This window comes from Desulfatiglans parachlorophenolica (genome assembly GCF_055394735.1).
In genome coordinates this window covers 5,371,791-5,395,787 of sequence record NZ_AP042460.1, presented here as the reverse complement: position 1 = coordinate 5,395,787, position 23,997 = coordinate 5,371,791, and the positions used below count along the sequence as shown (strand labels likewise).

Genomic DNA, 23,997 nt, shown 5'->3' with positions numbered 1-23,997 from the left:
GGCTCCCGAAAGCTTCGTCGGAATAAGCAGCCCATCCGGAGGCGGCCGCGGAACGGCGCACGGACACCGCGAGAGGCCGACACCGTCCGGCAGCGGATAGAATCATCTCGTGACGGGTGTCACGGCCCGGCAGATGCCTTTTTCATGATCTCCCGTCCGATGATCATCCTCTGGATCTGGTTGGACCCTTCGAAGATCTGCGTCAACTTGGCATCCCGGAACATCCGCTCGACGGGATAGTCTTTGATGTACCCGTACCCCCCCAAAACCTGCACCATGTCCTCGGTGATCTTCATGGCCGCATCGCTGCAAAAATACTTGGCCATGGAGGCCAGGCTCGTATTCTGCCGGCCCTCGTCGAAGTTCAGGGCCGCCTTTTCCATCAACCCGCTGCCCGCCTCGATCAGGGTGAGGGAATCCGCGAGAATGAACTGGATCGCCTGGTGTTGAATCAGCGGTTGACCGAAGGTGAAGCGTTTGGTTGCATAATCGGTTGCAAAGGCGAGGGCCCCTCGGGCCAGGCCTAGTGCGAGGGCCGCTACGGTTGGGCGCGACATGTCGAAATCGGCCATGGCGATCTTGAACCCGTCGCCTGGTCTGCCCAGGAGGTTTTCCTCCGGAACCTCGACCTCCTCGAGGATCACCTCGGCCGTGTTGCTTCCCCTGAAGCCGCACTTGTCCTCGAATTTTCCTATTACCACGCCCGCGGTTTCTCTCTCGAGGATGAAAAAGGAGAGCTCGCCCGCACCGGTCCGCGCCAGTATGGAGTAAAGGCCTGCAACCCCACCGTTGGTGGCGAAGGTCTTGCGCCCGGTGATCACGTAACGGCCGTTCGCCCTTTGGGCCTTCGTTGAAACAGCCGCCACATCCGAACCCGCTCCCGGCTCCGTCACCAGGTATCCCATCAGCAGTCGGTCCTTCGAGATCATGGGTAAATACCGGTCTCTCTGCTCCTTGCTGCCGGCGCGGATGAGGGGAAAACTCCCAACCGCCTGAATGATCAGATTCAGGGCCGAAGAAGCGCAGACCTTCGCGATCTCTTCGACGCTCAGACAGAGCGTGTGACAGGGGTTGATGGGCCAACCGCCGTATTCCTCAGGCAGCATGATCTGGAGCAGCCCGAGATCCCAGAACAAGGAAGCGACCTCCCAGTTGAACTCCCCCTTCCGGTCGATCTCAGCCGCCAGGGGGGCGATCTTCTCCTCCGCCATCCTTCTGACGCTTTCGACCAGCATCTTCTGTTCTTCCGTGATGCGGCTCATCTCCGACTCACCTCCCGGCTCAACTCTTCAGCGACATCCTTGACGGCCCCGCCGATGAATCTCTCCCTTTCGTCGTCCAGCCTGAAGGAAGGCCCCGCAACACCCAGACAGGCAACGATCTTCCCGTCGCCACCGAAGACCGGTGACGCCATACGGAAAACGCCCAGGCGCATTTCCTGATTATCGATGGCATATCCTTCCGCCCTGACCTTTGCAAATTGCTGCTTGAGCACGCCCAAGTCCGTCACAGTGTATTCGGTGATGGCAGGCAGGCCTATCCGCTCGATCACACTCTCCAATCGGTCCTCCGGCATGTAGGCGAGGTAAACCTTGCCCGGCGCGGTGGCGTGGAAATAGGGGTAGGTGCTTCCGATCCGGGAAAAAAGCCGCACGGCCTGCGGGCCCTCATCCTGATCGAGCAGCACGAGTTCATCCTTGACGCGGCCCGAAAACTCGGCGGTTTCCCCCGTCAGGTCCACCAGCTTTCTGAGATAATGCCTCGCTTCGGAACGGAAGCCCATCCGATCCAGAAGAAGATTCCCCATATAAAGGAATTTGTAGCCCAAGCGGTACGTGTGATTCCCTGGATCGTAGAGGACATACCCCGTGTCGCGCAGGACATGCAGCAGCCGCCACAAGGAAGGACCCGGGATCTGAGAGGTCTCTTTCACAGACGAGAAGCTAAGCTCCCCATCCGCAGCCGCCAGGACCTCGAGGATCTTCAACCCCCTTGCAAGCGCCGGAGCCCCTCTCTGATTTTCCCCCATGAAACGTCCTTTCGCAGCGTTTGGACGACGAGCACCCGTTACGAGCCAGGCACAGGAAAATAATTTCATATATGAAATTGTTATTATCAAATATGATACTCACATTGTTTTCGTCTCCTTGTCAAGCTTATTTTCCCCCAGGCTCGTCCATCGCCCAAAGGACAGCCGGCAGTAGGCACCTCTTTCAAGGACCTACTCCCGGACGAAGACCGCTCTAGGGCACACGTTTTTTCAGAGATGCAGCCATAACAAAACAAGGATACGGATTGCCCATATCCTTGTTTGAAAAGACCTGCGTTTTTGGTGGAGTCAAAAAGACGGCTGCCACAAGAAGAATGAGACGATGAGGCGGGTACAGGCTCAGCTTGAGAGTATGCGCATTATTTTCGAAAAAACACCCATAGGGGGGGTTAACGCCTCCAAAAGACCCGCAGGAGGTTTTCCTCTTCCTGATAGCTGAAATCCAGTTCTCCTTTGTATGCCTGATGGAGTGCCTCGCCTATTCCCCTGGCAAGATGCGGATCGGTGACGGTGACGACCAGCCCATCCGGCTTCTCGTCCACAGCCATAATCCGTTTGAGGGGGTGTTCTTTTTTTTCTTTCGCCTCGATATTGCGGACAAGGTGCATGACCTCCTCGCGATGTTCTACCAAAAAAGACCCCTCGAGGGTCAAATAACCCGCAGGTACATTGTCTTCTATCCGCAGACAAGCCGCGCAGGTATCTTCGTGTGCCCCGACGGGGGCATCCTCCCAGCGCCAGCTGCCTTTACGATATACTGCCCCGCATTGACGGCAGACCGTGGGTTCCGGTAACTTATGCTTGGATTTGTATGTGTCATGCACCCATTCCTTGAGCAGGCGATTCATTCGCGCCGCTCGTGAGAAGCCCCCGGTTCTAGATGAATCCGCCACGTTGCATCCTCCTGCAGAAAAGCCTGGGGTGAAATCGACAATAATGCATCCTGACCACAATCGATTCGTATCCTAGATCAACTCCACAGTACTGGCTTGAGGTCCTTTCTCTCCCCTTTCCTCCACGAATCGAACCGATGTACCGACCTTCAGTTCTTCAAATTTCCCCCCAAGCACACTATTGCGATGAAAATAAATTTCTCTTCCTTCATCTGTCGTCAGGAACCCGTAGCCATCCAGCGGAAAAAGACTGCTGATGAAAGCGCGTGGAACCTCTTCATGGGTTTTTACCTGCCCTCGTCTTTCCCCGGCATAATCCTGAATCTGACGCCGTGCCGCATCGAAGGCATCCCGCACGGCCACATAGAGATCCTCATTAGGCTCGTTTTTAACCACCAACTCTCCGCCGGGTACCTTCAGATCAATCCGAACATTGAACAGGCGCCCTTTGCTTCTATGGCGGTGAGGCATCTCCAGCACGACCTTGCACCGCACGATATCCTCATAGTACTGGTCGAGCTTTTCCGCACGGCGCTTTACGACTTCTTCAATTGCTTCGGTAAGCTCAAAATCCCTGGCTGTAATTTGTAAAGGGATCTTCATCCTTCCCCCTCCTTCTCTAAACAGGACAACCCTTCGCCTTGGTTTATGCCCCCTCTCACTCCCTTTCCGGAAGGGGGCGATCGGAAGGTGTATAGGTCAAGTCCTCCTCCTCGGATTCAGCCGTACTTTCCGTGAAATCCTCCTCGGCATAAAGAAGGCGATCCTCAGGGCTGCATGGGGCCGTTTCTGCATCGCTCGTCCGGGCTTCACGCTCCCACGCGACTTCATCGACAGAAAGGAGATCGATGAAAGAAGTCAAACCAATGACGTCCGTCAGAATGCGATGCACAATCTGGCGCTCTCCCTCGCTCGGGATATATCCTTCCAGATACAACACCCCCTTTCGGTTGAAGATCTGCAACTCCTCAAGATCGATCCGACCGTCTTCCTTGAGTTGATCCAGGATCGATTCGACGATTTCCTCCTCACTCAGCCCCTTCAACTCATCGGGCAGCTCCGTGCAGGGGATTGCCTCCCCGGCACGCGCCAGTTTCTTTTGTTTTCTTTCGTACTCCCTCGCGCACCTCAGGCAAAGACGAGCGGTAGGAATGGCTCCCAGGCGCTCGAATGGGATCATGGCCTCACAACCTTCGCAGATCCCGTAGGTTCCCGCCGCCATTCTGCAAAGCGCCAAATCGATATTCTCGATTTCCTCGAGTCCCTGTTCTTCCAACCGCGCCAAGGCAGCGGCAAGATTTGCTTTTTGGGCCTCTTCCTCAACTTCGATGTCACGCTCTCCCAAAGCACCCAGGTCAGCCTTCATCATGTCGATACGCTCAAAGATTGCCTGCCGATTCTTGAGAAGCAATTCCCTCAGATCCATCAAGGTTTTTTCCGCCGACATCCCCACCTCCTTTTCGGCAAAGCTCTAAAGTTCGACACAGAACAACCAACTCTTCAGCTGAACTGACAAGATAGCCTGCAGTTAAAAATAATCGTTGCGGAGCATGCGATCGATTGTCGGCGGCACTGTACAATATAGCGAAGCACAGTCGGTAAAAACGGCATCCTCTGTAATTTGCGGCCCTGTCGCAATATAAGGACATTTGGAGCAGTGCCAAGTATTCCAGGCGCGCGCCACCGCCTCATCAAGGCAATGGTCATAATAAGGGCAGAAAACATTTCTCTCCCCTTTTTTGGGTGTTGGATTGCATTTTGCGGTCATAGAATCCATAGCATCACCCCCGTCGCAAGAAAAGATTCACCCAAACAAACTGTTTATATCCACAAACCACATGAATCCTATTCCGTTCACATATTCGATCATGCTTCTAATAATTTTGTAAATTGCAACATTCACACAGTCCAATTTCTCATCTATTTTATAATATGATTCAAGTGTCTGATATATTCAAAAGGAATGCAAAAGTTTTATCTGCAACATGCCGCATTCATGAAGCTGCGATCGGAAAAGACAAGAGTTATTCTACCATCCATAGCTGTATGAAATCCGGCAACAGAAGTGGTCAAAATTGTCAATCACACGCGCGCCGACAATAGGCCCGCCAAATGCAGCCCGTCTCTTCACAATAGGCCCCTTCTGTATCGAAGCACTCGGGTTTTCCTTCCTGTCTCTGAACTGAGCGTATTATCCCTCTGATAATCGCTTCATCCCTTTCATTTACAGCGAGGATCCTGCGTCTGTCACTCATGACCGGTGTTTCCCTTCCGACGGTCAAACAAAGGCAAATCGATCTCATCCAACCCGCTGTTATCCACCGGTTTCCACTTCACAAAAACCAAGCTTAGCCTTATTGAACCCTGCGGGATGCTCTCCCCGGAAAAAAATGAATTTTTTGGCGGACCGTTGGAAAACACGCACCCACTGCGTCTTGCTCATCCGCCATCACTATCGCGTACTTGACAGTACGCCTCATTCCGCGGGGATTCACAGGCTTTGCATCGGGCCCTTTTTCCTCAGTCTGTCAATTGTGGGTTTTTCAACACGATGTCAGGGATATTTAAAACCACTATCGCAATCCTTCTGGGCATTGTCCATGAGCACAACACCTCATTTTGCTGGAGATAATCCCCGGCCTGAACTCGAGAACTTCACCAAGGGGGTTCAGGCAAAAGCCCTCCTGAAGATTTCCTCAGATCGCACCGCACCAGCAAGAGGGATAGGCATTTGAAATGGTGCAAGAATTTCTCAATGAGCGCAAGCCTTGAGAAAATTGACACTTGAAGTTCCCGATAAAAGCCCAGGAAAATTACCTTCCTGCAATGGGAAAAAATCCTTTTCGCAAAATCAGCGCCAGAAGAACAACGAAGTCCGGGACTCCAAGAATAAGGCGAATATGTTGATTTTACACCCAAATTATCCAAAAATGTCTCAGGTTTGTTCGGTAGTTTTGCTTACCAAAACTTTTATTCAAAAGACACAAGGATTCTGGTAATAATGCGAAAATATCTTTATCTTTTCGTGCGGCCGGCCCTATTTTTCTTCGAGTCTTTATCTGCCGGGATCGAATAGAGGCGTCATTAGTGGACACGACTCAGTTTTCATCCGGAAATGGCCTTTTTGGCCAATCTCGGCGTCAATCTGCACGTTTGCTTGAGCGGCGACCCACAGGTCGCCTCCGCGCAAACGCTTGATTTCCTTGATATTGGCCAAACCGGGACCCGCCGCGAAGCGGTGGGACTGAGCACCCGAAGGGTGTGAAGAAACCGGGACCCGCCCCGCAGCGGTGGGACTGAGCACGCGCAGCGTGTAAAGAAAAATCCTCATTTCCGGATTGGAAACTGAGTTCTACCGGAAAATCATTTCCGGATGGATACGACTTAACACCGAGATGAGAAATCCACTGTTCACAGGCCGACGAAAAATGTCCGGTTGCAATGCCTGCAAAATCCCGCGGAATGAGGCGTACCGACGACTGCGCCGGAGGTGACGGGGGATGAACAAAACGCTGCAGATGGGTGTTTTCCGACAGCCCTTTAAGAGAAAAACCAGAGATGGAAGAAGACTATAGACGAGACAGGCAGCAACGAACAGACACCGATCCATTTCAGGAATTGCGTCAAAAGGCAGAGAGCCTTTTGCAGAAGGAGAACCTCGAAGGAGACGTGCTCATTTCTCCGAATGATCCTCGAGATGTCCTTCGACTGGTTCATGATTTCCACGTCTGTCAGCTGGCCTTGAAAATCCAGTACGAGGAACTGCAAGAGACGAAACGGGAACTCGCTACATCTATCCTCCCTTGCTTCGACGTCTTCGACCATGCTCCAATAGGTTTCTTCGCTTTGGACCGGCAAGGGCGGATCCTGGAGGTCAACAGGGCCGGAGTCAGGCTCCTCGGGTTTGAGAGAAACGAATTAAAGAACCGGATTTTCAGCCGCTTTGTGGCACCGGAACATACCGCCCGGTTTCTTGATCATCAACAAGATACCCTCGAAAGAAAGAATAAGACACCATGCGAACTGGCGCTGCAAAGGAAAAACGGTACTCAGGCCTTCGTTCTCGCCCAGAGCGAGTCCATTCCTTCCCGCAAAAATCAGCCGGATCTTTTCCTGATGGCCGTCATCGAAATAACCGACCGGAAAATCATCGAGAAGGCTCTTCGAACGAGTGAACAAAAATATCGCAGCATTTTCGAGAACATCCAGGATGTTTATTATGAGGCGTCCCTGGATGGGACAATTCTTGAAGTCAGCCCATCCATCGAAAATATTTCTAACTACAAGAGAGAAGAAGTTATAGGAAAATCATTATACAATTTCTATGTTGATCCTACGAAGAGAAATGATTTTCTTAATACAATTATAAAATATGGAAAAGTCATTGACTATGAAGTGCATTTAAAAGGCAAAAATGATTTATCAGCCTTCTTTTTAGTCACAGCTAAATTATTACGTGATGAATATAGTCAGCCTATAAAGATTGTTGGTTTAATGCGAAACATCGATGAACTGAAAAGAGCGCAGAGTATGCTTAATGCGATTCTTGCGGCATCTCCTGTCGGTATTGTTTTAATTCAAGAGAATGCAATCAGTTGGGCGAATGACGCGATGTATAAAATATTGAGTTATGAGTTCAACACTTTAATCGGAAGAAATACTATAATACTATACCCAAATAGAATTGAATATGAACGTGCTGAAAATTATTTATATGAATCAATTCACCAATCTGGAATTGGACAGATTGAGACAAGATTACTCAAAAAAGATGGCAGTTTAATTGACTGTTATATTTACGCGAGCTATCTTGAACCTCATGATATCAAAAATGGTATCATCATAGTCGTTTTGGATATAACTGTTCGTAAAAATGCCGAGGAGCAAATTGACATTCTCAGCCAGGAATTAATGAGGGCACACGAAAATGAACGTAAAATGATTTCAAGTGAACTTCACGATCGCATCGGCCAGGATCTATCGTCATTGAAAATCGGTTTTGACACCCTCTTTGACAATCAGCCCGATGTTTCTCAGGAGGTTCGGCACAGGATTGCAGAATTGTCAAAAATTCTTCAAACCAATATACACAGCGTTCGTGACCTGTCCTATGATTTGCGTCCTCCCAGTTTGGACCAGTTGGGGCTCCCGAAAACCATCTTCCAGTTCTGTGACGATTTCTCCAAAAAAACGGGGCTAAACATTGATTTCAGGGCGGCCGGAATGGACGATCTTGTGCTGGACACGGACACCGAGATCAACATCTACCGACTGATCCAAGAGGGGCTGAACAACGTCAGGAAGCATGCCGAGGCCGGGAAGGTGCTCATCAGGTTGCTTGCTTCCTTCCCAAACATCCTTCTGCGTATAGAGGACGATGGAAAAGGGTTCAACGTGAAGCAGCGCCTGGCGGGCATGAGGAGAGAAAAGCGGATGGGACTGCGCAGCATGGAAGAGAGGGCCAAGTTTCTCCACGGGAAAATGGAAATAAAATCGAAGCCGGGGAAGGGTACAAAGATCGTAATCGAAATCCCATATAAAAAGGGGCATAACAGTGCCAGTGAAAAAAAAGCGCGTCTTGATCGTTGATGATCATCCTCTTTTCCGCGAAGGGCTGAAGTCCATCATCGGCCGGGACAAAAGCTTCGAGGTCGTGGGAGAAGCAGGGGACGGCCGCGGGGCGAAGCTGATGGCCAGAGAACTCAAGCCTGACCTCGTTCTGGTTGACATATCCCTGCCGGATCAGAGCGGCATTGACCTGGTGCGCGATATCAGGAATTTTCTCCCGGATACACGCGTGCTCGTTGTCAGCATGCATTCAAAGGTCCAGCATATTGCCGAGGCTTTCAAGGCTGGGGCCACTGGTTACGTCGTCAAAGAATCCGCATCCGAAAGGCTGGTCCAGGCCCTCGAAGCTGTATCGAAAGACCATTACTTCCTCGACAGTTCCTTGTCCCAGCAGGTGGTGGAAACAATGATCGGATTCCCCGCCAAAGAAGCGAAGATTACCAACGGCGCATACAAAAAGCTCACCCCCCGCGAGCAGGAGGTGATGCGTTTGTTGGCGCAAGGGTTACCGGCAAAGCAGATCGCCGAAGAGCTTTTCATCAGCCCGAAAACCGTTGAAAATCACCGGTCCAACATCATGAGCAAACTCGAGGTCAAAAGCACCCTTGAACTCGTTCGCTATGCGGCAAAGATCGGGCTGATCGATGTCGATCTGTGGAAGGAATGACACTCCCGTCCGATACCTGTTTTTCCATCTTTCCTAATCCGGGAAGAACTCCTGCCTCTCCGCTTTTCTCCCGTCAAAATGAGTCCATCCCCTGATGGACAACTCAAAGAAAAAATGGAAACGTCTAAAGCGCGTAATGGCCGTATTTCCCTGAATCCTTGCCACAGGATGTTTTCATCGTCGGTGTCCGGAATCCTCGACGCCCAGATTCAGAAGAAACTTGGCACGGGATCTTATCCAAGAAAAGCCATGATGAAAAGAGGGCGTTCCATGCACAGAATTCTTGTTGCTCACAGTGATGCATCCATGCGTATCCTGTTTTCAGAAGAGCTCTTCGAAGAAGGGTACGATGTGACCAGTTGCGGGAATCTCAACCAACTCTCCGAGTTGCTCGAAACGAAATCGACCGATCTACTCATAATGAACGCCGCATTAGTGGGATGCACCGGCCTTGATCGTTTCGCGTCAATTCTCCAAAGGTCTAACGCGCCGCCTCTCCTGTTATGCGTGAACCACTCAGGCATGCGGGAAAATCCGCTCATGGCCGTCGACCATTATAAGTACGACTCATTAAGCCTCGAGGGGCTCAAAAATAAGGTCAAAAGGATCCTAGCCATCAAGAAAACACACCAAACGGGAAAGAAAACGGATACCGCGACCAGGCAAGTCTAACCTTATCTGGTGCCTTTTGAAGGCAAACCCGATTTTTGGCGGTTTTTTGTTGGGAATGTCCATTTTAATTCATGTATATTTTGATTTGATAACGCAAATCGATTACCACCTAATGTCAAGTTAGTATCTTACTAAAAATCACAATCCTCGAGATATGATCTTTTTCAGAGATTTAAAATACGTTTGTAATTCCTGTCTAAAGAGGCGCACTTTATGATTTAGGTTTTTTCGACGATATAAACTTTCAATCCGGAAATAATTATTTGGCACGAAGAAGTCTCTAATACGGAAATGATTTTTTTGCCAATATCAACGAAATCAATTGGTTGCTTATGAGGCAACCTGTAGGTCGCCTCACAAGTAAAATCCCAAGTCAATTCCGGAATTGGCAGAAATGATCATTTACGGATGAAAACATAGCAGTGTTGCAAAGCCAACATCCGGCGCAGGAACTGCGGTTCGCTCCCCTAGAAGAATTGAGCACATAAAGCATGTCGAACGGTCAAACTGCAGTGCCGAAATCGCGTGATTTGTTTGCAATGTCCTATTCAAAACCCCACCAATGACAAAGGAGGAAAGCATGAAAGCAGGGATCGTCTTCACCGGCACTGGCCCCATTTTGATTTTGACCACTTATGAGGACTTCTCCGATGAGAAATTTGTAAAAAAGCTTGAGCAGAAAGGGATCAAAAAGTTTATGGCCGCAGAGGTTCCCGTATCAGATTGTCAGAAAAAGTATGGGGGCCACTACGAAGCCATTCTCAAAGATGTTAAACAAACGGATGATCTCCGGGTATTGGATTACAATGGGTTTAATGTCTTCTACAATTTTCCTTTCAGCAGTTGGGGGAAAGAATACCGGCACGAGGGCTGAGAGCGGTATTACCGGAGATCCTGGCCGCCGTCGGCCTGAGGTCGATCTGAGCAATAGGAACCCTGGGCTTCTATCGGGATGCATTCTGGCTCGGGGAGGATTTAAAACAGGAATGCTCGAGAGGTAAGATATATGAAAGTAGTGCCTTGGAAACCGTTTGGGGAATTGGGAACCGTCCGAAAAGAGATGGACAGGCTGTGGGAGCGGTTCTTGGCGGAAGGGCCGTTTCGCAGTCGCCTGCCGGAACAATGGGAACCGTCGGTGGATTTGGCGGAAACCAAGGACAAAATCATCGTCACAGCCGAATTACCTGGTCTGGATGCTAAGGATGTCAGTGTATCGCTGATGGGGGACCTCCTGACCATCAAAGGTGAAAAGAAAAAAGAAACAGAGGAAAAAGACGAACATACCCATATCATCGAACGTTACTACGGCGCATTTGAGCGGTCCTTTCGCCTGCCTGAAAACGTACAAGCCGACAAAATCGAGGCCAACTTCGAGAAAGGCATCCTAAAGGTAACCCTCCCGAAAACCGAGGAATCGAAAAAGAAAGAGATCTCGATAAACGTCAAATGAGTTGCGAACCCTGATCCGGACGAGCGAACGGAGGGCCGGCTACGCCGACGGAAAGGAGGATCAGCGGGTCAACGGCGTATTGAAAGACCGGCTGTTCACAGTCTGAGGAAAAATGCCCGGATACAAGGTTTGCGAAATCCCCTGACCGAGGCGTAGATATAAGTACGCCACAGTGAAGAGGGATGAGCGAGGCGCGGCAGATGGACGTTCTTCAACGGTCTGTCAGAACTATCGGGGCATGGCGGCGGAGACAAGGATCGTACAATCCTTGTCTCCGGTGTTCTTCAGGCTGTGCGGCACGCCGTGAGGGAGCCATATCGCATCGCCGGTCTTGACCGCCCTGCCTTCGTCTCCAACCGTCATGTACCCGTCTCCATCGAGGATATAGTAGATCTCCTCATAGGGGTCGATATGGGCCTCGATCTCTTTTCCCGGCTTCAGCACGGCATGCGCAAAAAAAAGCATGCCCTCGAGAACCCGGCTGGTCAGCAGCATTACAGCGCTTGCACCTCCGTGAGCCCGGTACAGGCTCCGCACAACCTCGTCGTGTTCCAGATTTCTGACGATCATGGACATAAAACCCCTCTCGCATTCATTCACGAAAATTGCTTCGAGACAACTTACAAAGACTGCGCTACACCGGTCGGTATTCCCTCATCATGGATTCGGTCCCGGCCATCGTCGGTGCATGGCCGCACATCTGTTTATAGGGTGTATGGGCCCCTTTCGTCCCCTGGGTAACGATCATGTCCCTGATGTATCGCAGCCCCCCCACGATCTCCGATATAACCGGAAACATCTGCCTTGAAACAACAAGGACCTTTGCGCGACTATCATTCCCTTTCTTTCCGCTTCCTCAGCTCCTGCGCCTGTGCGACCGTGATGGCGATGACATTGACGACATTTTCCATGTCGCTGCTGCGCTGAAGGACGTTGAACGGTTTGCTGAGGCCCATCAGCAATGGACCGACGGCCTTTGCCCCGCCGGCGTATTCAAGCAGCTTGAAGGCCGCATTCCCCGCGTCCAGGTTCGGGAAAATGAGCACGTTCGCCGGCCCCCCGAGCCGGCAAAACGGGTAAAGCCGTTTCACGATCTCCTCCGAAAGGGCGGTGTCCACCTGCATCTCCCCGTCTATCACCAGGCCGGGCTTCTTGAGCCGACAGAGTTTGACCGCCTCCTCGACGACCCTGGCATCGGGATGCCGGGTACTGCCGAAGTTGGAAAAGGACACCATGGCGATCCGGGGGTTGATATCGAAGAAGGCCGCCTGCTCCGCAGAGAGCAGAGCGATCTCGGCCAGATCCTCCGACGACGGGTGAAAATTCACGGTCGTGTCGGCGAGGAGCAGCGTCCGGCCTTTGAGGATGAGAAGGTAACCGCCCGAGACCTTGGATATTCCGGGACGCCTCGGTATCACCTGCAGCACCGGGCGGATCGCATCCGGGTAGGAACGGCCGATCCCGTGGACCTGCCCGTCAACGTATCCCTCGAGCACCATCGCTGCCCCGAACACATAACGGCTCCGCAGCTGCCTTTTGGTCTCCTCGAGGGACCAGCCTTTGCGGGCCCTCTTCTCGAAGAGGGCCTCGACGAAACGGTCGTAGAGCGGGCTCGTGAAGTTGTCCAGGATCTCGACACCCTCTAGAGAAACCTGTAACTCACGGGCCAGAGACCGGATCTTCTCTTCGTTCCCGAGCAGCAGCGGCTTCGCTATTCCCTCGCGCGCCACCTCGTGAGCCGCGCGCAGGATGACCGGGTTGTCTCCCTCCGGGAGGACAATCCGCCGCGGGTCCTGCTGGGCCTGGACCGCCACTTTGTGGAGGATCTCCCGCTCTGCGCCCAGACGCGATTCTAGGGTCTGGACATAATCAGGCTTCGCGGGCAGGCGGATCCGCGCCACGCCGCTTTCGACGGCGGCCTGCGCCACGGCCGGGGCCACTGTGAGCAGCACGCGCAGGTCCAGAGGCTTCGGGATGATGTAATCCGGCCCGAAATGAATCGGCCGGCCTCCATAGGCTCGGATCACGGAATCGGGAACGTCTTCGCGGGCCAGCTCCGCCAGCGCACGAACGGCCGCTACCTTCATCGATGCGTTGATCGTGGTAGCCCGCACATCCAGTGCCCCGCGGAACAGAAACGGAAAACACAGAACGTTGTTGACCTGGTTCGGGTAATCGGATCGGCCCGTAGCAACGATCGCATCGGGGCGGGCACCCTTCGCTTCATGGTAGCCAATCTCCGGCTCAGGATTTGCCAATGCAAAGACGATCGGGTGCTCCGCCATCCCGGAGAGGAGGTCTGCATCGAAGGCCCCTTCCTTCGAAAGCCCGACCAGGACGTGGGCCCCTTGAACGGCCTGCTGGAGGGTCCGAAAGGTCGTTTCGACCGCAAAGGCGTCTTTGTAAGGGTTCATCCCCTCCGGCCGGCCCTTGTAGATGACGCCTTTCGAATCGACCAGCAGGATGTTCTCCTTCCTGGCCCCCAGTTCGACATACATCCTGGCGCAAGCGATCCCCGCGGCCCCGGCTCCGTTGACGACGATCCGGCTGTCTTCCAGCGCACGACCGGCGAGTTCGCACGCATTCAGCAAAGCGGCGCCAGAGATGATGGCCGTTCCGTGCTGATCGTCGTGGAACACCGGGATGGACATGATCTCGACCAGCCGCTCCTCGATGTAGAAGCAGTCCGGGGCACGAATGTCTTCGAGGTTGATCCCTCCAAAGGTCGGCTCCAGCAGCTTGACCGTCCGGACAAACTCGTCGGGATCGAGGGTGTCGAGTTCGATATCGAAGACGTCGAGGTCGGCGAACCGCTTGAAGAGGACCGCCTTCCCCTCCATCACCGGCTTGCTGGCCAGCGGCCCGATGTTGCCAAGTCCCAGAACCGCGGTCCCATTGGTGATCACCGCCACGAGGTTGCCCCGTGTGGTATAGTTGAAAGACGCGTCCGGGTCCTGCTTGATGCGCAGACAGGGCGCCGCAACCCCGGGCGTGTAGGCCAGACTCAGGTCCGTCTGGGTCAGGCAAGGCTTGCTTGGAACAACCTCGATCTTCCCCGGCCTCGGTTCCCGATGATAACGCAACGCTTCAACATCGTAAGTCATATTTCCTCCAACATGCATCGATGATTACCGTTTTTCGATTTCGAAAGGTTCTTGTCCAAATCCAGGAAAAATATCTTACGCCTTAGCGCACGAGGAATACAGCTGTTTAATTTTCAATGAAAAATCATGGAATGGAACATTGTTTCCCCCTTGATTTGTGATATAAAGAAACGCCGGTGTCCTGGTACGTATCCATCAGGAAATGATGATCCAATGCGACCCAGTTTCCAATCCGGAAATGAGGATTTTTTGCCAATATCAAAGAAATCAGTCCCTTGCGAGTAGGCGACCCACAGGTCGCCGCACAAACTAAAGGTGCAAATTGACGCCGAGATTGGCAAAAAAGACCTTTTCCGGATTGGAAAGTAAGGAGGCACCCTTCGCTCGATGCCGGGAGGTCTGCGCCGCTTCAGCCATCTCAGTTTTTGTCATGGGATTTGAATGAGAGAAGGGATAAAATCTTGTCAGCAGCCGGCGGTTGCAACCAATCGAAGGAGTCTTCAGATGAGAGCGCTTTTCGGGTTTGTCTTCGTCATCGCCTTTGTGGTGGGATGCGCAGGAAATCGGTTCGAAAACATACAGGCAAAAGTGGAACCCGGTACAGCGCAAGTGGGCTTCCTCGGGGATTACTATCGGCACCTGACACCCGGGCCACCGGGCGGCGCCAAGATGCGCTGGCTCAGACCGGCAGTCGATTTCCATAAGTACAACCGGATCATGATGGATAGCGTGACCTTTTATTATTCCGACAATTCGGAGGATTTCGGAATCGATGCCGTAGAAATGAAGGATCTGACGGACATCTTCAATCAGGAGATCGTCGGTGCTCTTCAAAAAGGGTATCCGATTGTAGCTGTACCAGCCCCCGACGTCGTCCGGCTCAAAATCGCCATAACGAACCTGAAGAAGAGCAGGCCCGCGTTGAGTGCCGTCACCACGGTCATCCCTGCAGGGATGGGCGTGAGTCTTATCCGGAGAGGGGCCACGGGTGCCTGGAGTGGCGCGGGCGAGATATCCATCGAGGTATTGGCTCTCGATTCAGTCAGCAACGAGGTCATTGGCGCAGCGCAGGACTGCCGGTCTGCGACCTTCACGGAGAGGTTCACCTCCCTCGGGATGGTCCAGAAGGCTGCACAATACTGGGGCAACAGAGTCCGTCACCTGATGGACATCGCCCAAGGCAGGGCAGGATCCGCCCGGCCTTCCATTGGCGGCAGCTCCGATGGGTAATCGAACCGGTTGTCCGATCATCCTGGATAGGTCGAGGCTCGAAACTCCGCGCCCTCAGGAAATCGACCGGAACCTTCCCTTCACCTCGGCAAGCTCCTGACAGACAATCCAAGACCTGCTCTTGTCCGAGATATCCACAAACACGGAGTGGCATCGAAGCAAGGCCTGTGACGGATGGGCAGGTCCCGATCGAGATTTCGCCACCCCTCCGATGATGGCGCCTCCGGCTCAATTCAATCCTGCCTTCTCAGGAGTCGTTATCAGGATGGACAGTCTTTTCCCCTCGTATCCAAGGGCCACGATCGCGACGCCATGGGTTTTATCTATGAATGCCCTTCTGGCTTTCAGATCGGGCCTGTAGGTGGCATGCCTCAAGTAGGGCCGGGACGGATCCGCATCCATGATCCTCGCCGTCCCGCTCCCTTCCTCTGCATTGGGGTCGACCTTTATGACCAGCATCCCGGAATCGGGCAGCACTTTGTCATAATGGATGGGCTGCCGGTTTTCCACCAGATAATAACGACCTCCCTCGAGTGGTATCTTGACGGCCAGGATGTCTCCTTTCTCGGCAAGAGGCCCCAATGTGACTTTCTGCGTCTCTCCCGGGGCTACGCGAACGACCTGTTCGGACGATATCCAACCCAGTCTAATTTTTGTGAAGGAAGAGAGCCCCGGCGGGGGACCCTTCCGGTCTACGAAGTGCGCCGACATCACGTCCCATGCCCCCATGTAGATGGTGCATTCCTCCCAGCGATGGTGCATCGAAGCGTCAGCCTGACGCTTGAAATCATACAGTCACGGCACCAACCGCCTGCCGTGATGCACACCTCCCAGCGCGTGAAAGAAATCATGGGCAAACATCCCCAAATGGGCGTTTTCCGTACCGACGAACACCCCGCCCGAAAAGGTCTGTCCGCCCTGGGCCCGAAGCGTCACGAATCCTGAATGACCCCTCACACCGGTCAACATCCCGGGGTTGGCGCAGTAGCACATCATGCCGTAGCCCTTGCCGGGCAGGGTGAAGGCCCCGGGAATGATGAGCACGTGATCGTATTGTGAGAAATCGATCCGTGTTTCAACCGCCGTCATCGCATCTTCGATCAGTTTTCTGACCCTGCGTCGATCCACCTGAAAGTTATCCGGACTCACCCGGTATTCGGAAAGGTTGTCGGGCAGGGGGACCCAACCTTCGAAACGGGGCTTGATCCAAGCCCGACCGTAGGATTGGGTCTTTACGTAGTCGTTCAGTCGGGTGATGGCTCTTTCTTCGATCTGATCCAGGTTGAATTCGGGCGCCACGTCCTTGAACCGGACCGCCAGCATGAGCACCCGCTGTTCCCCTTTTGCGCTGGAGGATTGAGGCCCGAGTTCGGCCCCTTCAACCGTTGCCGGAGGAGATCCAGCCGAGGGACCCGTGACCGGGGCCCCCCTGCAACCAGCGGCAAGCGTAAGGAAAAACAGTGCAACGAAGGTGCGCCGACCTATGCCCATCCACGTCACAACAACCACCCCCTCTCTCCAGGCAGCTGGATCAAAAAGACGATATCCGCTTGTTTCATTACACTTTTCCGGTGTTTTCCCTTTTCAAAGGATCGTCGCGGGTGAAATGCCGGTTCCCGCCTCGACCGACAAAAGGCTCCTCCTTCCCCGGGAAGAACTTCAGGAGTTCCTGCTGCAAGTGCAGTCGGAGGTGGCAGGCGCAGTGAAAAACCTCGACGGGGACTTAGTGCAAAGCGCACAGTCGCTTGCCGGCAAAAACCTGAATGAGGATTTTGCCCGAGACGTGCTCAAAAAGCTCTACGCAGGCAAACCGAAATTGGTTGCGCTCGGTGGAAAAATCGCTTCCACCCCTGAAGGTGAGGGTGTTTACAGCTTCTATCTGAAAGATGGAAAAATCCCAGTAAAAAAGACGGTTTTTTGGCGGACCGTCGACTTGCACGGCACCGCCTGGCGTCTTGCCATCGCCTGTGCACAAGATCATATGGAGAACCCGTAATGGCCAAGGCGCCCGAGGAAGATTCGTTCGGCGTCAATCTGCCCGTTTGCCTACGAGGCGACCATCAGGTCGCCTCGTAGGCAAACGGTTCATTTCCTTGAAATTGGAAAAAACTCCTCATTTCAGGATTGGGAACCGAGCTGTGCCGGGTAACCATTTCCGGATGGGCACGAATTAGAACTGACTCACCGTAAAAGTGCGGACGCAAAGATATCCGATCGGACACTCCTAGTAGGCTTAGCTTTAACGTTTTTTGAATTCGATGAAATCTAATTGCCGCGAGTTTGAGTTGTCTGTCCTCCTCCGTTAGAACCGGTCGATCCCTGTCCCTTGCTACCGTGATTTTTATCACCTCCAGCATAAACCAGGGATGAGAAGCCCATCATGAGGGCCAACACGAACGCAAAAATCTTTTTCATTATCTTCCTCCTTTTTCAAATGTTACCCATATCCCACCGCAGACTCGACAACACGTTTTCAAAGTAGTTTCCATCCGGAAATGGTCTTTTTGGCCAATCTCGGCGTCAATCTGCACGTTTGCTTGTGCGGCGACCCACAGGTCGCCTCCGCGCAAACGCTTGATTTCCTTGATATTGGCCAAAAATCCTCATTTCCGGATTGGAAACTGGGTTCTATAGGAAAATCATTTCCGGATGGACACAAAGTAAAACGCAACCGGAGTTTACCATCCAAGCAGGCCCGCCTCTCTCCGCACGGCTTGAGGCCCTGAGGACAAAGGCAGTCATGGCACCGGCCTCAGCGACTCCTGCCTTAGACGCTCCGATCCCCGAATGGAGGAAACCGGCAGGGAAATTTCAGGCTCCTGCCCTTCCGGGCAGATCCGGAACGGCATCTTCACCTACCCGACGGATTTTCTCCTTTTATTAAGATTTTAGCAAGCCTTAAAGTCACCCTTCGGGACCCTCCACAAGTCCATCCCATCCGTTCCACTCGACCGAGCAACGTTCCATCGATCCCCGCATCTTCAGCCCGCCGCTCGACCTGACCAAGAGCGCTGCGGCGCAGGAAAATACCCAACGAGTCGATGTCATCCTGGAAACATGGCGAAAATCCCCCTTCAGCATTTGACAAAGCCCGGTTCGTCGGCTATGCTAAATAAATTAATCGATTGCAAAATCAACATGTTATTAACAAGGTGGACAGGGTGACGACACCTTCTGACAAGAACCGCTCAAAACGCCGGCAGCAGCGGCAAAAAGAGCGGCGTCAGCAATCTTCGCGCAAGGCGCGCAGGGAAAAGGCCGAATCGTTTCTCGAAGCCGCCTGGTATTACATGGAGTTGAAGCAGTACGAAAAGGCCGAGACCTTTCTGAGAAAAGTCCTCAAGCAGGATCCGGAAAACCGGCAGGCTCTCACCGAACTTGCGCGGCTGGGCAAACTGACGAACAACGAGGCATTGATCAAAGATTCATTCCTCCAGCTCCACAGAATGGGGTTGCTCCAAAATGCGCCCCTCGAGAATGAAGCCATCCTCAACTTGTGCAAGCATCTCCTGCAAGACAACGAACCTGGGCAGGCGGCGGAAATCGCCGCGGACCTCAAGGCCCGTCAGGCCGATTTAAAGGTTCGGAAACGCAAATCCTTCGAAAAGGACCTGGACCAGATCATCGCGCTCGCCGAGATCATGCAGCGCTCCGAAGGATTCCTTCGCAACACCCAACCCGGGCGGCGCACCGGCAAAGTGAAGGCCGAACCCTACCTTTCGGCCCGTAAAACGAACGGCGCTACCTTCTCTGATGAGCAAAGGGCGGCCGACCGGCAATCATCCCCTTCAGACCGTCCGCCGAACCCGGATCAATCCACTTCGAAGCTCATCGATCCTTCGATCGGTTGTTCCGCTCCGGACATTCCCCTGATCCTGGAGATGGAGGGAAGCGGCATCGCGGCGGCCTTCAGCGATGCATTTCCGGCATCCAGAGAGCAGTACGACCTGGTCATGGACGCGGTGCGGCTGCGCTTCAAGGAGACCTTCGACCACCTCCTGTGCCTCAGTAACCTTCAGGGCATTACTTCCCTGGCCTATCAGGAGGAGACGGCCCGCAAGATCCTGAAGACATTCCGGGGCCGAGCCCTCCTGGCCGACGAAGTAGGCATGGGGAAGACCATCGAGGCCTGCATGGTCCTGAAGGAATACTGGATGCGCAGGATGATCCGCAATATCCTGATACTCACGCCTACGCCGCTTGTCAGCCAATGGCAGGAAGAGCTGCGGTCCAAGTTCGGCATGGACTTCGTTTCGACGGACGACCGTGACTTTCGAACCCTGGGCGATGCCTTCTGGCAGCAGCCTCATATCGTGGCCTCCGTGAACATCGCAAAGTCCAAGAAGAATTTCACCGTCGTGGCCGACCGGGACTGGGACCTGGTCATCGCCGACGAGGCCCATCATTTCAAGAACCATACGACCCAGAACTGGAAGCTCCTCAACATCCTCAAGAAGCGTTTTCTGCTGATGCTGACGGCCACCCCCGTGGAAAACAACCTCATGGAGCTTTACAACCTGATCACCCTCCTCAAGCCCGGCCAGCTCAAAACCTCCTCTGCCTTCAAGGAAGAATTCATGACGCGGGGCGACCCCACGGACCCCAAAAACCGCACCCGTTTGAAGGGCCTTCTCGACCAGGTGATGATCCGCAACACGCGAGCCGTCGCCAATATCCAGATCCCGCCACGATTTGCCGAAACCATCCGCACGGAGCCCGTTTCGTCGGAAATCGAGCTTTACGAACGGGTATCCGACCTCGTCCGCGGCCTCAACGCGTCTGAGGGCCCCCGTAACCGAATGGTCCTGAAGCACCTGCTCGCCGAGGCCGGATCCTCGCCTGCGGCGGTGGAGAAAACCCTCTCCGAATTCGCGCGGAAGCAGGAACTCCCGGCCCGGCTCGTGGAGGAGATTCGGGCGATTCGGAACCTGACCCGTTCCATGGGGGATACAGGCAAGAACAAGATGGCGATCAAACTGATCCAGTCCGCCCATGACAAGATCATCGTCTTCGTCACCTATCGCGCCACCCTCGATCACCTGTCCGATGTGTTGACTTGGAGCGGGATCGGCCACAGCGTGTTTCACGGACAAATGTCCAACCCGGAAAAGGAGCGGGCCATCGAACAGTTCAGGACCGAACACGATGTACTCCTCACGACCGAAATCGGCGGCGAGGGGAGGAACCTGCAGTTCTGCTGCCGGATGATCAACTATGATCTGCCGTGGAACCCCATGCGCATCGAACAGCGTATCGGCCGCATCCACCGCATCGGGCAGACCCGCGAGGTCATGATCTACAATCTGTGTGCCGCAGAAACGGTGGAAGACTACATCCTGGATATCCTCGACCGGAAAATCAATATGTTCGAAATGGTGATCGGTGAAATCGACATGATCATCGGTCGCATGCGGGATGAGCAGGATTTTTCGGACATGGTCTACGATATCTGGATCAACACGGCCTCGGACAACGACCGTAAAGCGGCCTTCGACAAACTCGCCGCCCGCCTGAAGCGCTGCAAAACGGGATACGAACGAACAAAATCCCTGGATGACAAACTATTTGGGGAAAACTATGAGATTTGAGGCAGAGACTGAAACCCTCGCATTTGCCGAGCGGTTTCTGGAGCTGCACGGCGCGGCCGTGGAGAAACGCGACGCGACCCTCGAAGCGATTCTCCCGGAAGCACTGAGCGCTCTCCTGGATGCCCCCGAGCACATCTTCATCTCCGCAGAGAACGAATCAGGGCCGGACAGCGACCGGCATCACGTCGTCGCATACGGCACCCCCCTTCTGGACCGTATGATCGGCGGAGCATTGAACAAGATCCCATTCGCAGGTTGTCGTCTGGAATTCGATTATGTGAAGAGCGGCGGCTTTCGCCGGCTGCTCGACGATCAGCTGGCCTTTTACGGTGCCGTGGCCTCCATCGAAACCGTTGCCGAGGTGTTCGCGAGCTACCTCCTGCTGATTGTCCGGTATACAGCCCAGAGCGACGAACAGAAAGAGGGCCTGTTGCCCATGGTATTCAATGCGGATACGGGCAGCTTCGTCCCCGAGATGGCCCAGGCGCTTGATACCGCCCAATGCCGAACGGTCTATGCGCCCCCGGAAAAAGATGCCCTCGTGAGCATCGCCCGGCTCGGTGAAACGGTTGAACAAACTGCCCGCCGGCTTGCCGGGGAGGAGCTCGAATCGTTTCGGCTGAGCATGGCCCGCCGGTTCAAACGCGATATGGCCAATCTTGTCGAATACTACACCGGCCTGGAGCAGGAAATGCTCAAGGCCTTGGAGAAACCCGGGCTTTCGGACAACGCACGCAGAGACCGGCAGGGCAAAATCGACGGACTACCCTCCGAATTGGCCGGCAAGCGAGACGATCTGCTCAAGAAATACAGTGTCAAGGTGCGCCTGCAACCGGCTGCAGCCATGCAGATACGAACCCCGGCAAGGCGGATCATCTGCCGCCTTTCCATAGGCAGACAAACCCGCCAATTTTTCTTGACCTACAACCCCGTGACCCGCAGAATCGATCCGCCGCTCTGCAGCCGCTGCCACAGTTCGATCTCCCACATCCACTTCGAGGGCGCCCTCGAACCCCTTTGCTTCGATTGCAGAGGGGGAACCTCCGCCCAAGGCCGGAAACGAACCTAGAAACGGCCCGGGTTGCCACCCAGCCTCGCTCGATACCCTGTTCAATCGATCGATCCACCTCCGAATCACCAAGGGTATGGAGGCCGATTTCACACCAGGTCCGGACTCGCCTCCGGTGATAGCGATCTTCTCCCTTACCGCTTCCCCGGCATCCGGTGCCGCCCGGCCGTCAGCAATCGCTCCGCCAGTTCCAGGGCATCCACCGGCCAGAAGCATTCCGGCCGCGGATGGTGAACACGGGGATCACCGGCCGCCGGCCGGCAGCCGACCAGGGCCTCGATCCAGCGGTCCGGGACCGCTCCCCTTCCGTAAACAGCCCCCAGAAGCGCACCGCAGATAGCCGCATTGGTATCCGTATCGCCGCCTCGCATCACCGTGTCCACCACGGCCTCCTCGAGGCTCTTCGCATGCACGAGCTGCCACAGGGCATTGCGGAACGCCGTCAGGACCCAGCCTGCTTGATGGACATAATCTGCAGGAGGTGCCTTGGCCGCCGCCCGAACAGCTTCGAGCAAGATTCCATCGACCGCCATGCCTTCAGCCCAGTGCACGATCTGGCGGTACAGCTCCACCGCGGAGCATCCCGTGGAAATGGCATGAGCGATCGCCCGGGCGAAAAGCACGTTGGCCTCCAGGCAAACCCGATGAGGATGGGTGAGCGCCGCGTCCTGCCGCGCCCATGCCCCCACATCCTCCCCTGCGCGCCCCGCGCCGAAGATCCCCAGGGGACTCACCCGCATCATCGCCCCATTGGCTTGGCTTTCTCCATTCGGCCGCCCGCGCAGACCAGCGGAGACCGTCATGCCGCAATCAAACGGGCCGGAATCAAGCCAGAACACATAGGCCTTCCTGGCCTCCCCCGGATCGTATCCGCCCTTGTCCACCAGCAGGCGGGCCAGCATCAGGGCCATCTCCGAGTCGTCCGTCGGCTGCCCCGCGATGGTGTTCCAGGTGCCTCCATCGATCATTTCCCGGACGCCCTGCGGGTATTCCCGGCGGATGTCGGCAGGGCCCCTGAACTCCACCAGGCTCCCCAGAGCATCCCCTGCGAGCTGCCCCAGCAGGCAGCCCTGGGCTCGCGACAACATGCTTGTACCTCCGATAAAACTATTCGCTTCCCTCCCCCGGATCCCGGGGGTGAATCGGATCACACGAAACAGGCCGATTTTGGTCGGGATATATGTAAGTGTGCAATAAAAATTCAAACAGAATCAGAAGGGGGGGTAACACTTTCCGCTTGGGGTTTTAGCTTAAAGAACGGTCCAATCACATGCCAAACCTGGTCTTTCTGCGCTAAAGTCAGATCGCTTCTTTCCGAGATGGCTCCGTGGTCGAGTGTCTTCAGCTCGCCTATAACATTCGCCACCCTGAGCCCCGCAAACCGACCGCCCAGATCATCCAAAATTTCGGGCGCGCAGATTTCATCGATCGTGATGCCATGATCCGACTCTGCCTCTCGATTGCGCGCGCCTGCGGCATCGAATTGGAAGTGGGCCGAATGCAACAAAAACTCCACGATATGTGAATCCGAGGAAAAGTATCTCGCAGCATGTTGGCCGGCGCAAACGAAACGCGCGATTGGCGGATCTACAGCGACTTTGCCCGAGTCATAATTGACGAGGCTCGGCGGTTATATGTCGATGATGACTTCGCCCTCGAACTGAAGGAAACCGTCTATGCGCTGGAATCATCGACATTCGATCTAT

The 23,997-nt window shown here is 54.2% G+C and carries 23 protein-coding genes and 1 pseudogene; 12 read left to right on the top strand and 12 right to left on the bottom strand.

The features are described from left to right. Positions 1–119: 119 nt before the first annotated feature. The 6 genes from ACZ500_RS25010 to ACZ500_RS24985 all read right to left on the bottom strand — a co-directional run bounded on the left by ACZ500_RS25010 (position 120) and on the right by ACZ500_RS24985 (position 4,720). Positions 120–1,262, bottom strand: a complete 1,143-nt coding sequence (locus ACZ500_RS25010; RefSeq protein WP_464230152.1) for a cyclohexane-1-carbonyl-CoA dehydrogenase — start codon at positions 1,260–1,262, stop codon at positions 120–122. Then, positions 1,259–2,029, bottom strand: a complete 771-nt coding sequence (locus ACZ500_RS25005) for an IclR family transcriptional regulator (protein WP_464230151.1) — start codon at positions 2,027–2,029, stop codon at positions 1,259–1,261. Before ACZ500_RS25005 ends, ACZ500_RS25010 begins: the two co-directional genes overlap by 4 nt. Positions 2,030–2,439: 410 nt before the next feature. After that, positions 2,440–2,898 (bottom strand): BCAM0308 family protein, encoded by a 459-nt coding sequence (locus ACZ500_RS25000; protein WP_464230150.1) that lies wholly within the window; start codon positions 2,896–2,898, stop codon positions 2,440–2,442. A 117-nt stretch (positions 2,899–3,015) separates the two neighbouring features. Continuing rightward, on the bottom strand, positions 3,016–3,546 hold the full coding sequence (hpf, locus tag ACZ500_RS24995) for a ribosome hibernation-promoting factor, HPF/YfiA family (protein ID WP_464230149.1): 531 nt from the start codon (positions 3,544–3,546) through the stop codon (positions 3,016–3,018). A 55-nt stretch (positions 3,547–3,601) separates the two neighbouring features. Next, the gene (locus ACZ500_RS24990) at positions 3,602–4,390 is read right to left on the bottom strand and encodes a TraR/DksA C4-type zinc finger protein (RefSeq protein WP_464230148.1); all 789 of its coding nucleotides are present in this window, start codon (positions 4,388–4,390) and stop codon (positions 3,602–3,604) included. A gap of 81 nt (positions 4,391–4,471) precedes the next feature. Beyond that, positions 4,472–4,720, bottom strand: coding sequence for a hypothetical protein (locus ACZ500_RS24985; RefSeq protein ID WP_464230147.1), 249 nt, complete (start codon positions 4,718–4,720; stop codon positions 4,472–4,474). Between the two features lie 1,338 nt (positions 4,721–6,058). Here ACZ500_RS24985 and ACZ500_RS24980 point away from each other — a divergent pair. From ACZ500_RS24980 to ACZ500_RS24955, 6 genes are all read left to right on the top strand, one after another. After that, positions 6,059–6,208, top strand: coding sequence for a hypothetical protein (locus ACZ500_RS24980; RefSeq protein ID WP_464230146.1), 150 nt, complete (start codon positions 6,059–6,061; stop codon positions 6,206–6,208). A 293-nt stretch (positions 6,209–6,501) separates the two neighbouring features. Beyond that, a complete protein-coding gene (locus ACZ500_RS24975; protein ID WP_464230145.1) occupies positions 6,502–8,532 on the top strand; it encodes a PAS domain S-box protein in 2,031 nt (676 codons plus the stop codon). Beyond that, entirely contained in the window at positions 8,498–9,178 is a 681-nt protein-coding gene (locus ACZ500_RS24970; protein ID WP_464230144.1) for a response regulator, read from the top strand. Before ACZ500_RS24975 ends, ACZ500_RS24970 begins: the two co-directional genes overlap by 35 nt. A 78-nt stretch (positions 9,179–9,256) precedes the next feature. Further along, entirely contained in the window at positions 9,257–9,850 is a 594-nt protein-coding gene (locus ACZ500_RS24965) for a response regulator (RefSeq protein ID WP_464230143.1), read from the top strand. 580 nt (positions 9,851–10,430) lie between these two features. Beyond that, the gene (locus tag ACZ500_RS24960; RefSeq protein ID WP_464230142.1) at positions 10,431–10,724 is read left to right on the top strand and encodes a hypothetical protein; all 294 of its coding nucleotides are present in this window, start codon (positions 10,431–10,433) and stop codon (positions 10,722–10,724) included. Between the two features lie 210 nt (positions 10,725–10,934). Further along, on the top strand, positions 10,935–11,300 hold the full coding sequence (locus ACZ500_RS24955) for an Hsp20/alpha crystallin family protein (RefSeq protein WP_464230141.1): 366 nt from the start codon (positions 10,935–10,937) through the stop codon (positions 11,298–11,300). A 228-nt stretch (positions 11,301–11,528) separates the two neighbouring features. Here the strand turns inward: ACZ500_RS24955 and ACZ500_RS24950 are convergent, their stop codons facing one another. Both ACZ500_RS24950 and ACZ500_RS24945 read right to left on the bottom strand, forming a co-directional pair. Then, positions 11,529–11,876, bottom strand: coding sequence for a cupin domain-containing protein (locus tag ACZ500_RS24950; RefSeq protein WP_464230140.1), 348 nt, complete (start codon positions 11,874–11,876; stop codon positions 11,529–11,531). Between the two features lie 257 nt (positions 11,877–12,133). Then, a complete protein-coding gene (locus ACZ500_RS24945) occupies positions 12,134–14,404 on the bottom strand; it encodes an NADP-dependent malic enzyme (protein WP_464230139.1) in 2,271 nt (756 codons plus the stop codon). Positions 14,405–14,908: 504 nt separating this feature from the next. Between ACZ500_RS24945 and ACZ500_RS24940 the strand changes: the two genes are divergently transcribed. Continuing rightward, positions 14,909–15,634 carry a DUF3313 domain-containing protein gene (locus ACZ500_RS24940; protein ID WP_464230138.1) on the top strand — a complete coding sequence of 242 codons (726 nt, stop codon included), beginning with the start codon at positions 14,909–14,911 and terminating at the stop codon, positions 15,632–15,634. Between the two features lie 228 nt (positions 15,635–15,862). Here the strand turns inward: ACZ500_RS24940 and ACZ500_RS24935 are convergent, their stop codons facing one another. Both ACZ500_RS24935 and ACZ500_RS24930 read right to left on the bottom strand, forming a co-directional pair. Continuing rightward, on the bottom strand, positions 15,863–16,396 hold the full coding sequence (locus ACZ500_RS24935; RefSeq protein ID WP_464230137.1) for a hypothetical protein: 534 nt from the start codon (positions 16,394–16,396) through the stop codon (positions 15,863–15,865). Positions 16,397–16,429: 33 nt separating this feature from the next. Next, positions 16,430–17,125 carry a hypothetical protein gene (locus ACZ500_RS24930; RefSeq protein WP_464230136.1) on the bottom strand — a complete coding sequence of 232 codons (696 nt, stop codon included), beginning with the start codon at positions 17,123–17,125 and terminating at the stop codon, positions 16,430–16,432. Between ACZ500_RS24930 and ACZ500_RS24925 the strand changes: the two genes are divergently transcribed. Continuing rightward, complete coding sequence (locus ACZ500_RS24925) at positions 17,118–17,630, top strand: hypothetical protein (RefSeq protein ID WP_464230135.1); 513 nt, start codon at positions 17,118–17,120, stop codon at positions 17,628–17,630. The genes ACZ500_RS24930 and ACZ500_RS24925 overlap by 8 nt on opposite strands. Before the next feature lie 269 nt (positions 17,631–17,899). On the opposite strand, the gene ACZ500_RS24920 is transcribed toward ACZ500_RS24925, so the two are convergent. Then, positions 17,900–18,049 carry a hypothetical protein gene (locus ACZ500_RS24920; RefSeq protein WP_464230134.1) on the bottom strand — a complete coding sequence of 50 codons (150 nt, stop codon included), beginning with the start codon at positions 18,047–18,049 and terminating at the stop codon, positions 17,900–17,902. A gap of 80 nt (positions 18,050–18,129) precedes the next feature. On the opposite strand from ACZ500_RS24920, the gene ACZ500_RS24915 reads away from it, so the two are divergent. The 3 genes from ACZ500_RS24915 (at position 18,130) to ACZ500_RS24905 (ending at position 22,291) form a co-directional block, all read left to right on the top strand. After that, positions 18,130–18,360, top strand: a complete 231-nt coding sequence (locus ACZ500_RS24915) for a hypothetical protein (RefSeq protein ID WP_464230133.1) — start codon at positions 18,130–18,132, stop codon at positions 18,358–18,360. Positions 18,361–18,795: 435 nt separating this feature from the next. Further along, positions 18,796–21,222 (top strand): SNF2-related protein, encoded by a 2,427-nt coding sequence (locus ACZ500_RS24910; protein WP_464230132.1) that lies wholly within the window; start codon positions 18,796–18,798, stop codon positions 21,220–21,222. Next, entirely contained in the window at positions 21,212–22,291 is a 1,080-nt protein-coding gene (locus tag ACZ500_RS24905; protein ID WP_464230131.1) for a hypothetical protein, read from the top strand. Before ACZ500_RS24910 ends, ACZ500_RS24905 begins: the two co-directional genes overlap by 11 nt. A 134-nt stretch (positions 22,292–22,425) precedes the next feature. On the opposite strand, the gene ACZ500_RS24900 is transcribed toward ACZ500_RS24905, so the two are convergent. Then, positions 22,426–23,379, bottom strand: a complete 954-nt coding sequence (locus ACZ500_RS24900) for an ADP-ribosylglycohydrolase family protein (RefSeq protein WP_464230130.1) — start codon at positions 23,377–23,379, stop codon at positions 22,426–22,428. Between the two features lie 215 nt (positions 23,380–23,594). Between ACZ500_RS24900 and ACZ500_RS24895 the strand changes: the two are divergent. After that, a pseudogene (locus tag ACZ500_RS24895) lies at positions 23,595–23,777 on the top strand (IS1634 family transposase); the annotation flags it as partial. Between the last annotated feature and the right edge of the window lie 220 nt (positions 23,778–23,997).

What these genes read in the sequence shown, in the direction of transcription:
- ACZ500_RS24985 (WP_464230147.1), bottom strand. Translation starts at nt 4,720, where the DNA reads ATGGATTCTATGACCGCAAAATGCAATCCAACACCCAAAAAAGGGGAG.
- ACZ500_RS24965 (WP_464230143.1), top strand. Translation starts at nt 9,257, where the DNA reads ATGAGTCCATCCCCTGATGGACAACTCAAAGAAAAAATGGAAACGTCT.
- ACZ500_RS24990 (WP_464230148.1), bottom strand. Translation starts at nt 4,390, where the DNA reads ATGTCGGCGGAAAAAACCTTGATGGATCTGAGGGAATTGCTTCTCAAG.
- ACZ500_RS24950 (WP_464230140.1), bottom strand. Translation starts at nt 11,876, where the DNA reads ATGTCCATGATCGTCAGAAATCTGGAACACGACGAGGTTGTGCGGAGC.
- ACZ500_RS24945 (WP_464230139.1), bottom strand. Translation starts at nt 14,404, where the DNA reads ATGACTTACGATGTTGAAGCGTTGCGTTATCATCGGGAACCGAGGCCG.
- ACZ500_RS24980 (WP_464230146.1), top strand. Translation starts at nt 6,059, where the DNA reads ATGGCCTTTTTGGCCAATCTCGGCGTCAATCTGCACGTTTGCTTGAGC.
- ACZ500_RS24920 (WP_464230134.1), bottom strand. Translation starts at nt 18,049, where the DNA reads ATGAAAAAGATTTTTGCGTTCGTGTTGGCCCTCATGATGGGCTTCTCA.
- ACZ500_RS25005 (WP_464230151.1), bottom strand. Translation starts at nt 2,029, where the DNA reads ATGGGGGAAAATCAGAGAGGGGCTCCGGCGCTTGCAAGGGGGTTGAAG.
- ACZ500_RS24905 (WP_464230131.1), top strand. Translation starts at nt 21,212, where the DNA reads ATGAGATTTGAGGCAGAGACTGAAACCCTCGCATTTGCCGAGCGGTTT.
- ACZ500_RS24915 (WP_464230133.1), top strand. Translation starts at nt 18,130, where the DNA reads ATGGTCTTTTTGGCCAATCTCGGCGTCAATCTGCACGTTTGCTTGTGC.
- ACZ500_RS24900 (WP_464230130.1), bottom strand. Translation starts at nt 23,379, where the DNA reads ATGTTGTCGCGAGCCCAGGGCTGCCTGCTGGGGCAGCTCGCAGGGGAT.
- ACZ500_RS24940 (WP_464230138.1), top strand. Translation starts at nt 14,909, where the DNA reads ATGAGAGCGCTTTTCGGGTTTGTCTTCGTCATCGCCTTTGTGGTGGGA.
- ACZ500_RS24930 (WP_464230136.1), bottom strand. Translation starts at nt 17,125, where the DNA reads ATGGGCATAGGTCGGCGCACCTTCGTTGCACTGTTTTTCCTTACGCTT.
- hpf (WP_464230149.1), bottom strand. Translation starts at nt 3,546, where the DNA reads ATGAAGATCCCTTTACAAATTACAGCCAGGGATTTTGAGCTTACCGAA.
- ACZ500_RS25000 (WP_464230150.1), bottom strand. Translation starts at nt 2,898, where the DNA reads ATGAATCGCCTGCTCAAGGAATGGGTGCATGACACATACAAATCCAAG.
- ACZ500_RS24935 (WP_464230137.1), bottom strand. Translation starts at nt 16,396, where the DNA reads ATGCACCATCGCTGGGAGGAATGCACCATCTACATGGGGGCATGGGAC.
- ACZ500_RS24960 (WP_464230142.1), top strand. Translation starts at nt 10,431, where the DNA reads ATGAAAGCAGGGATCGTCTTCACCGGCACTGGCCCCATTTTGATTTTG.
- ACZ500_RS24925 (WP_464230135.1), top strand. Translation starts at nt 17,118, where the DNA reads ATGCCCATCCACGTCACAACAACCACCCCCTCTCTCCAGGCAGCTGGA.
- ACZ500_RS24975 (WP_464230145.1), top strand. Translation starts at nt 6,502, where the DNA reads ATGGAAGAAGACTATAGACGAGACAGGCAGCAACGAACAGACACCGAT.
- ACZ500_RS25010 (WP_464230152.1), bottom strand. Translation starts at nt 1,262, where the DNA reads ATGAGCCGCATCACGGAAGAACAGAAGATGCTGGTCGAAAGCGTCAGA.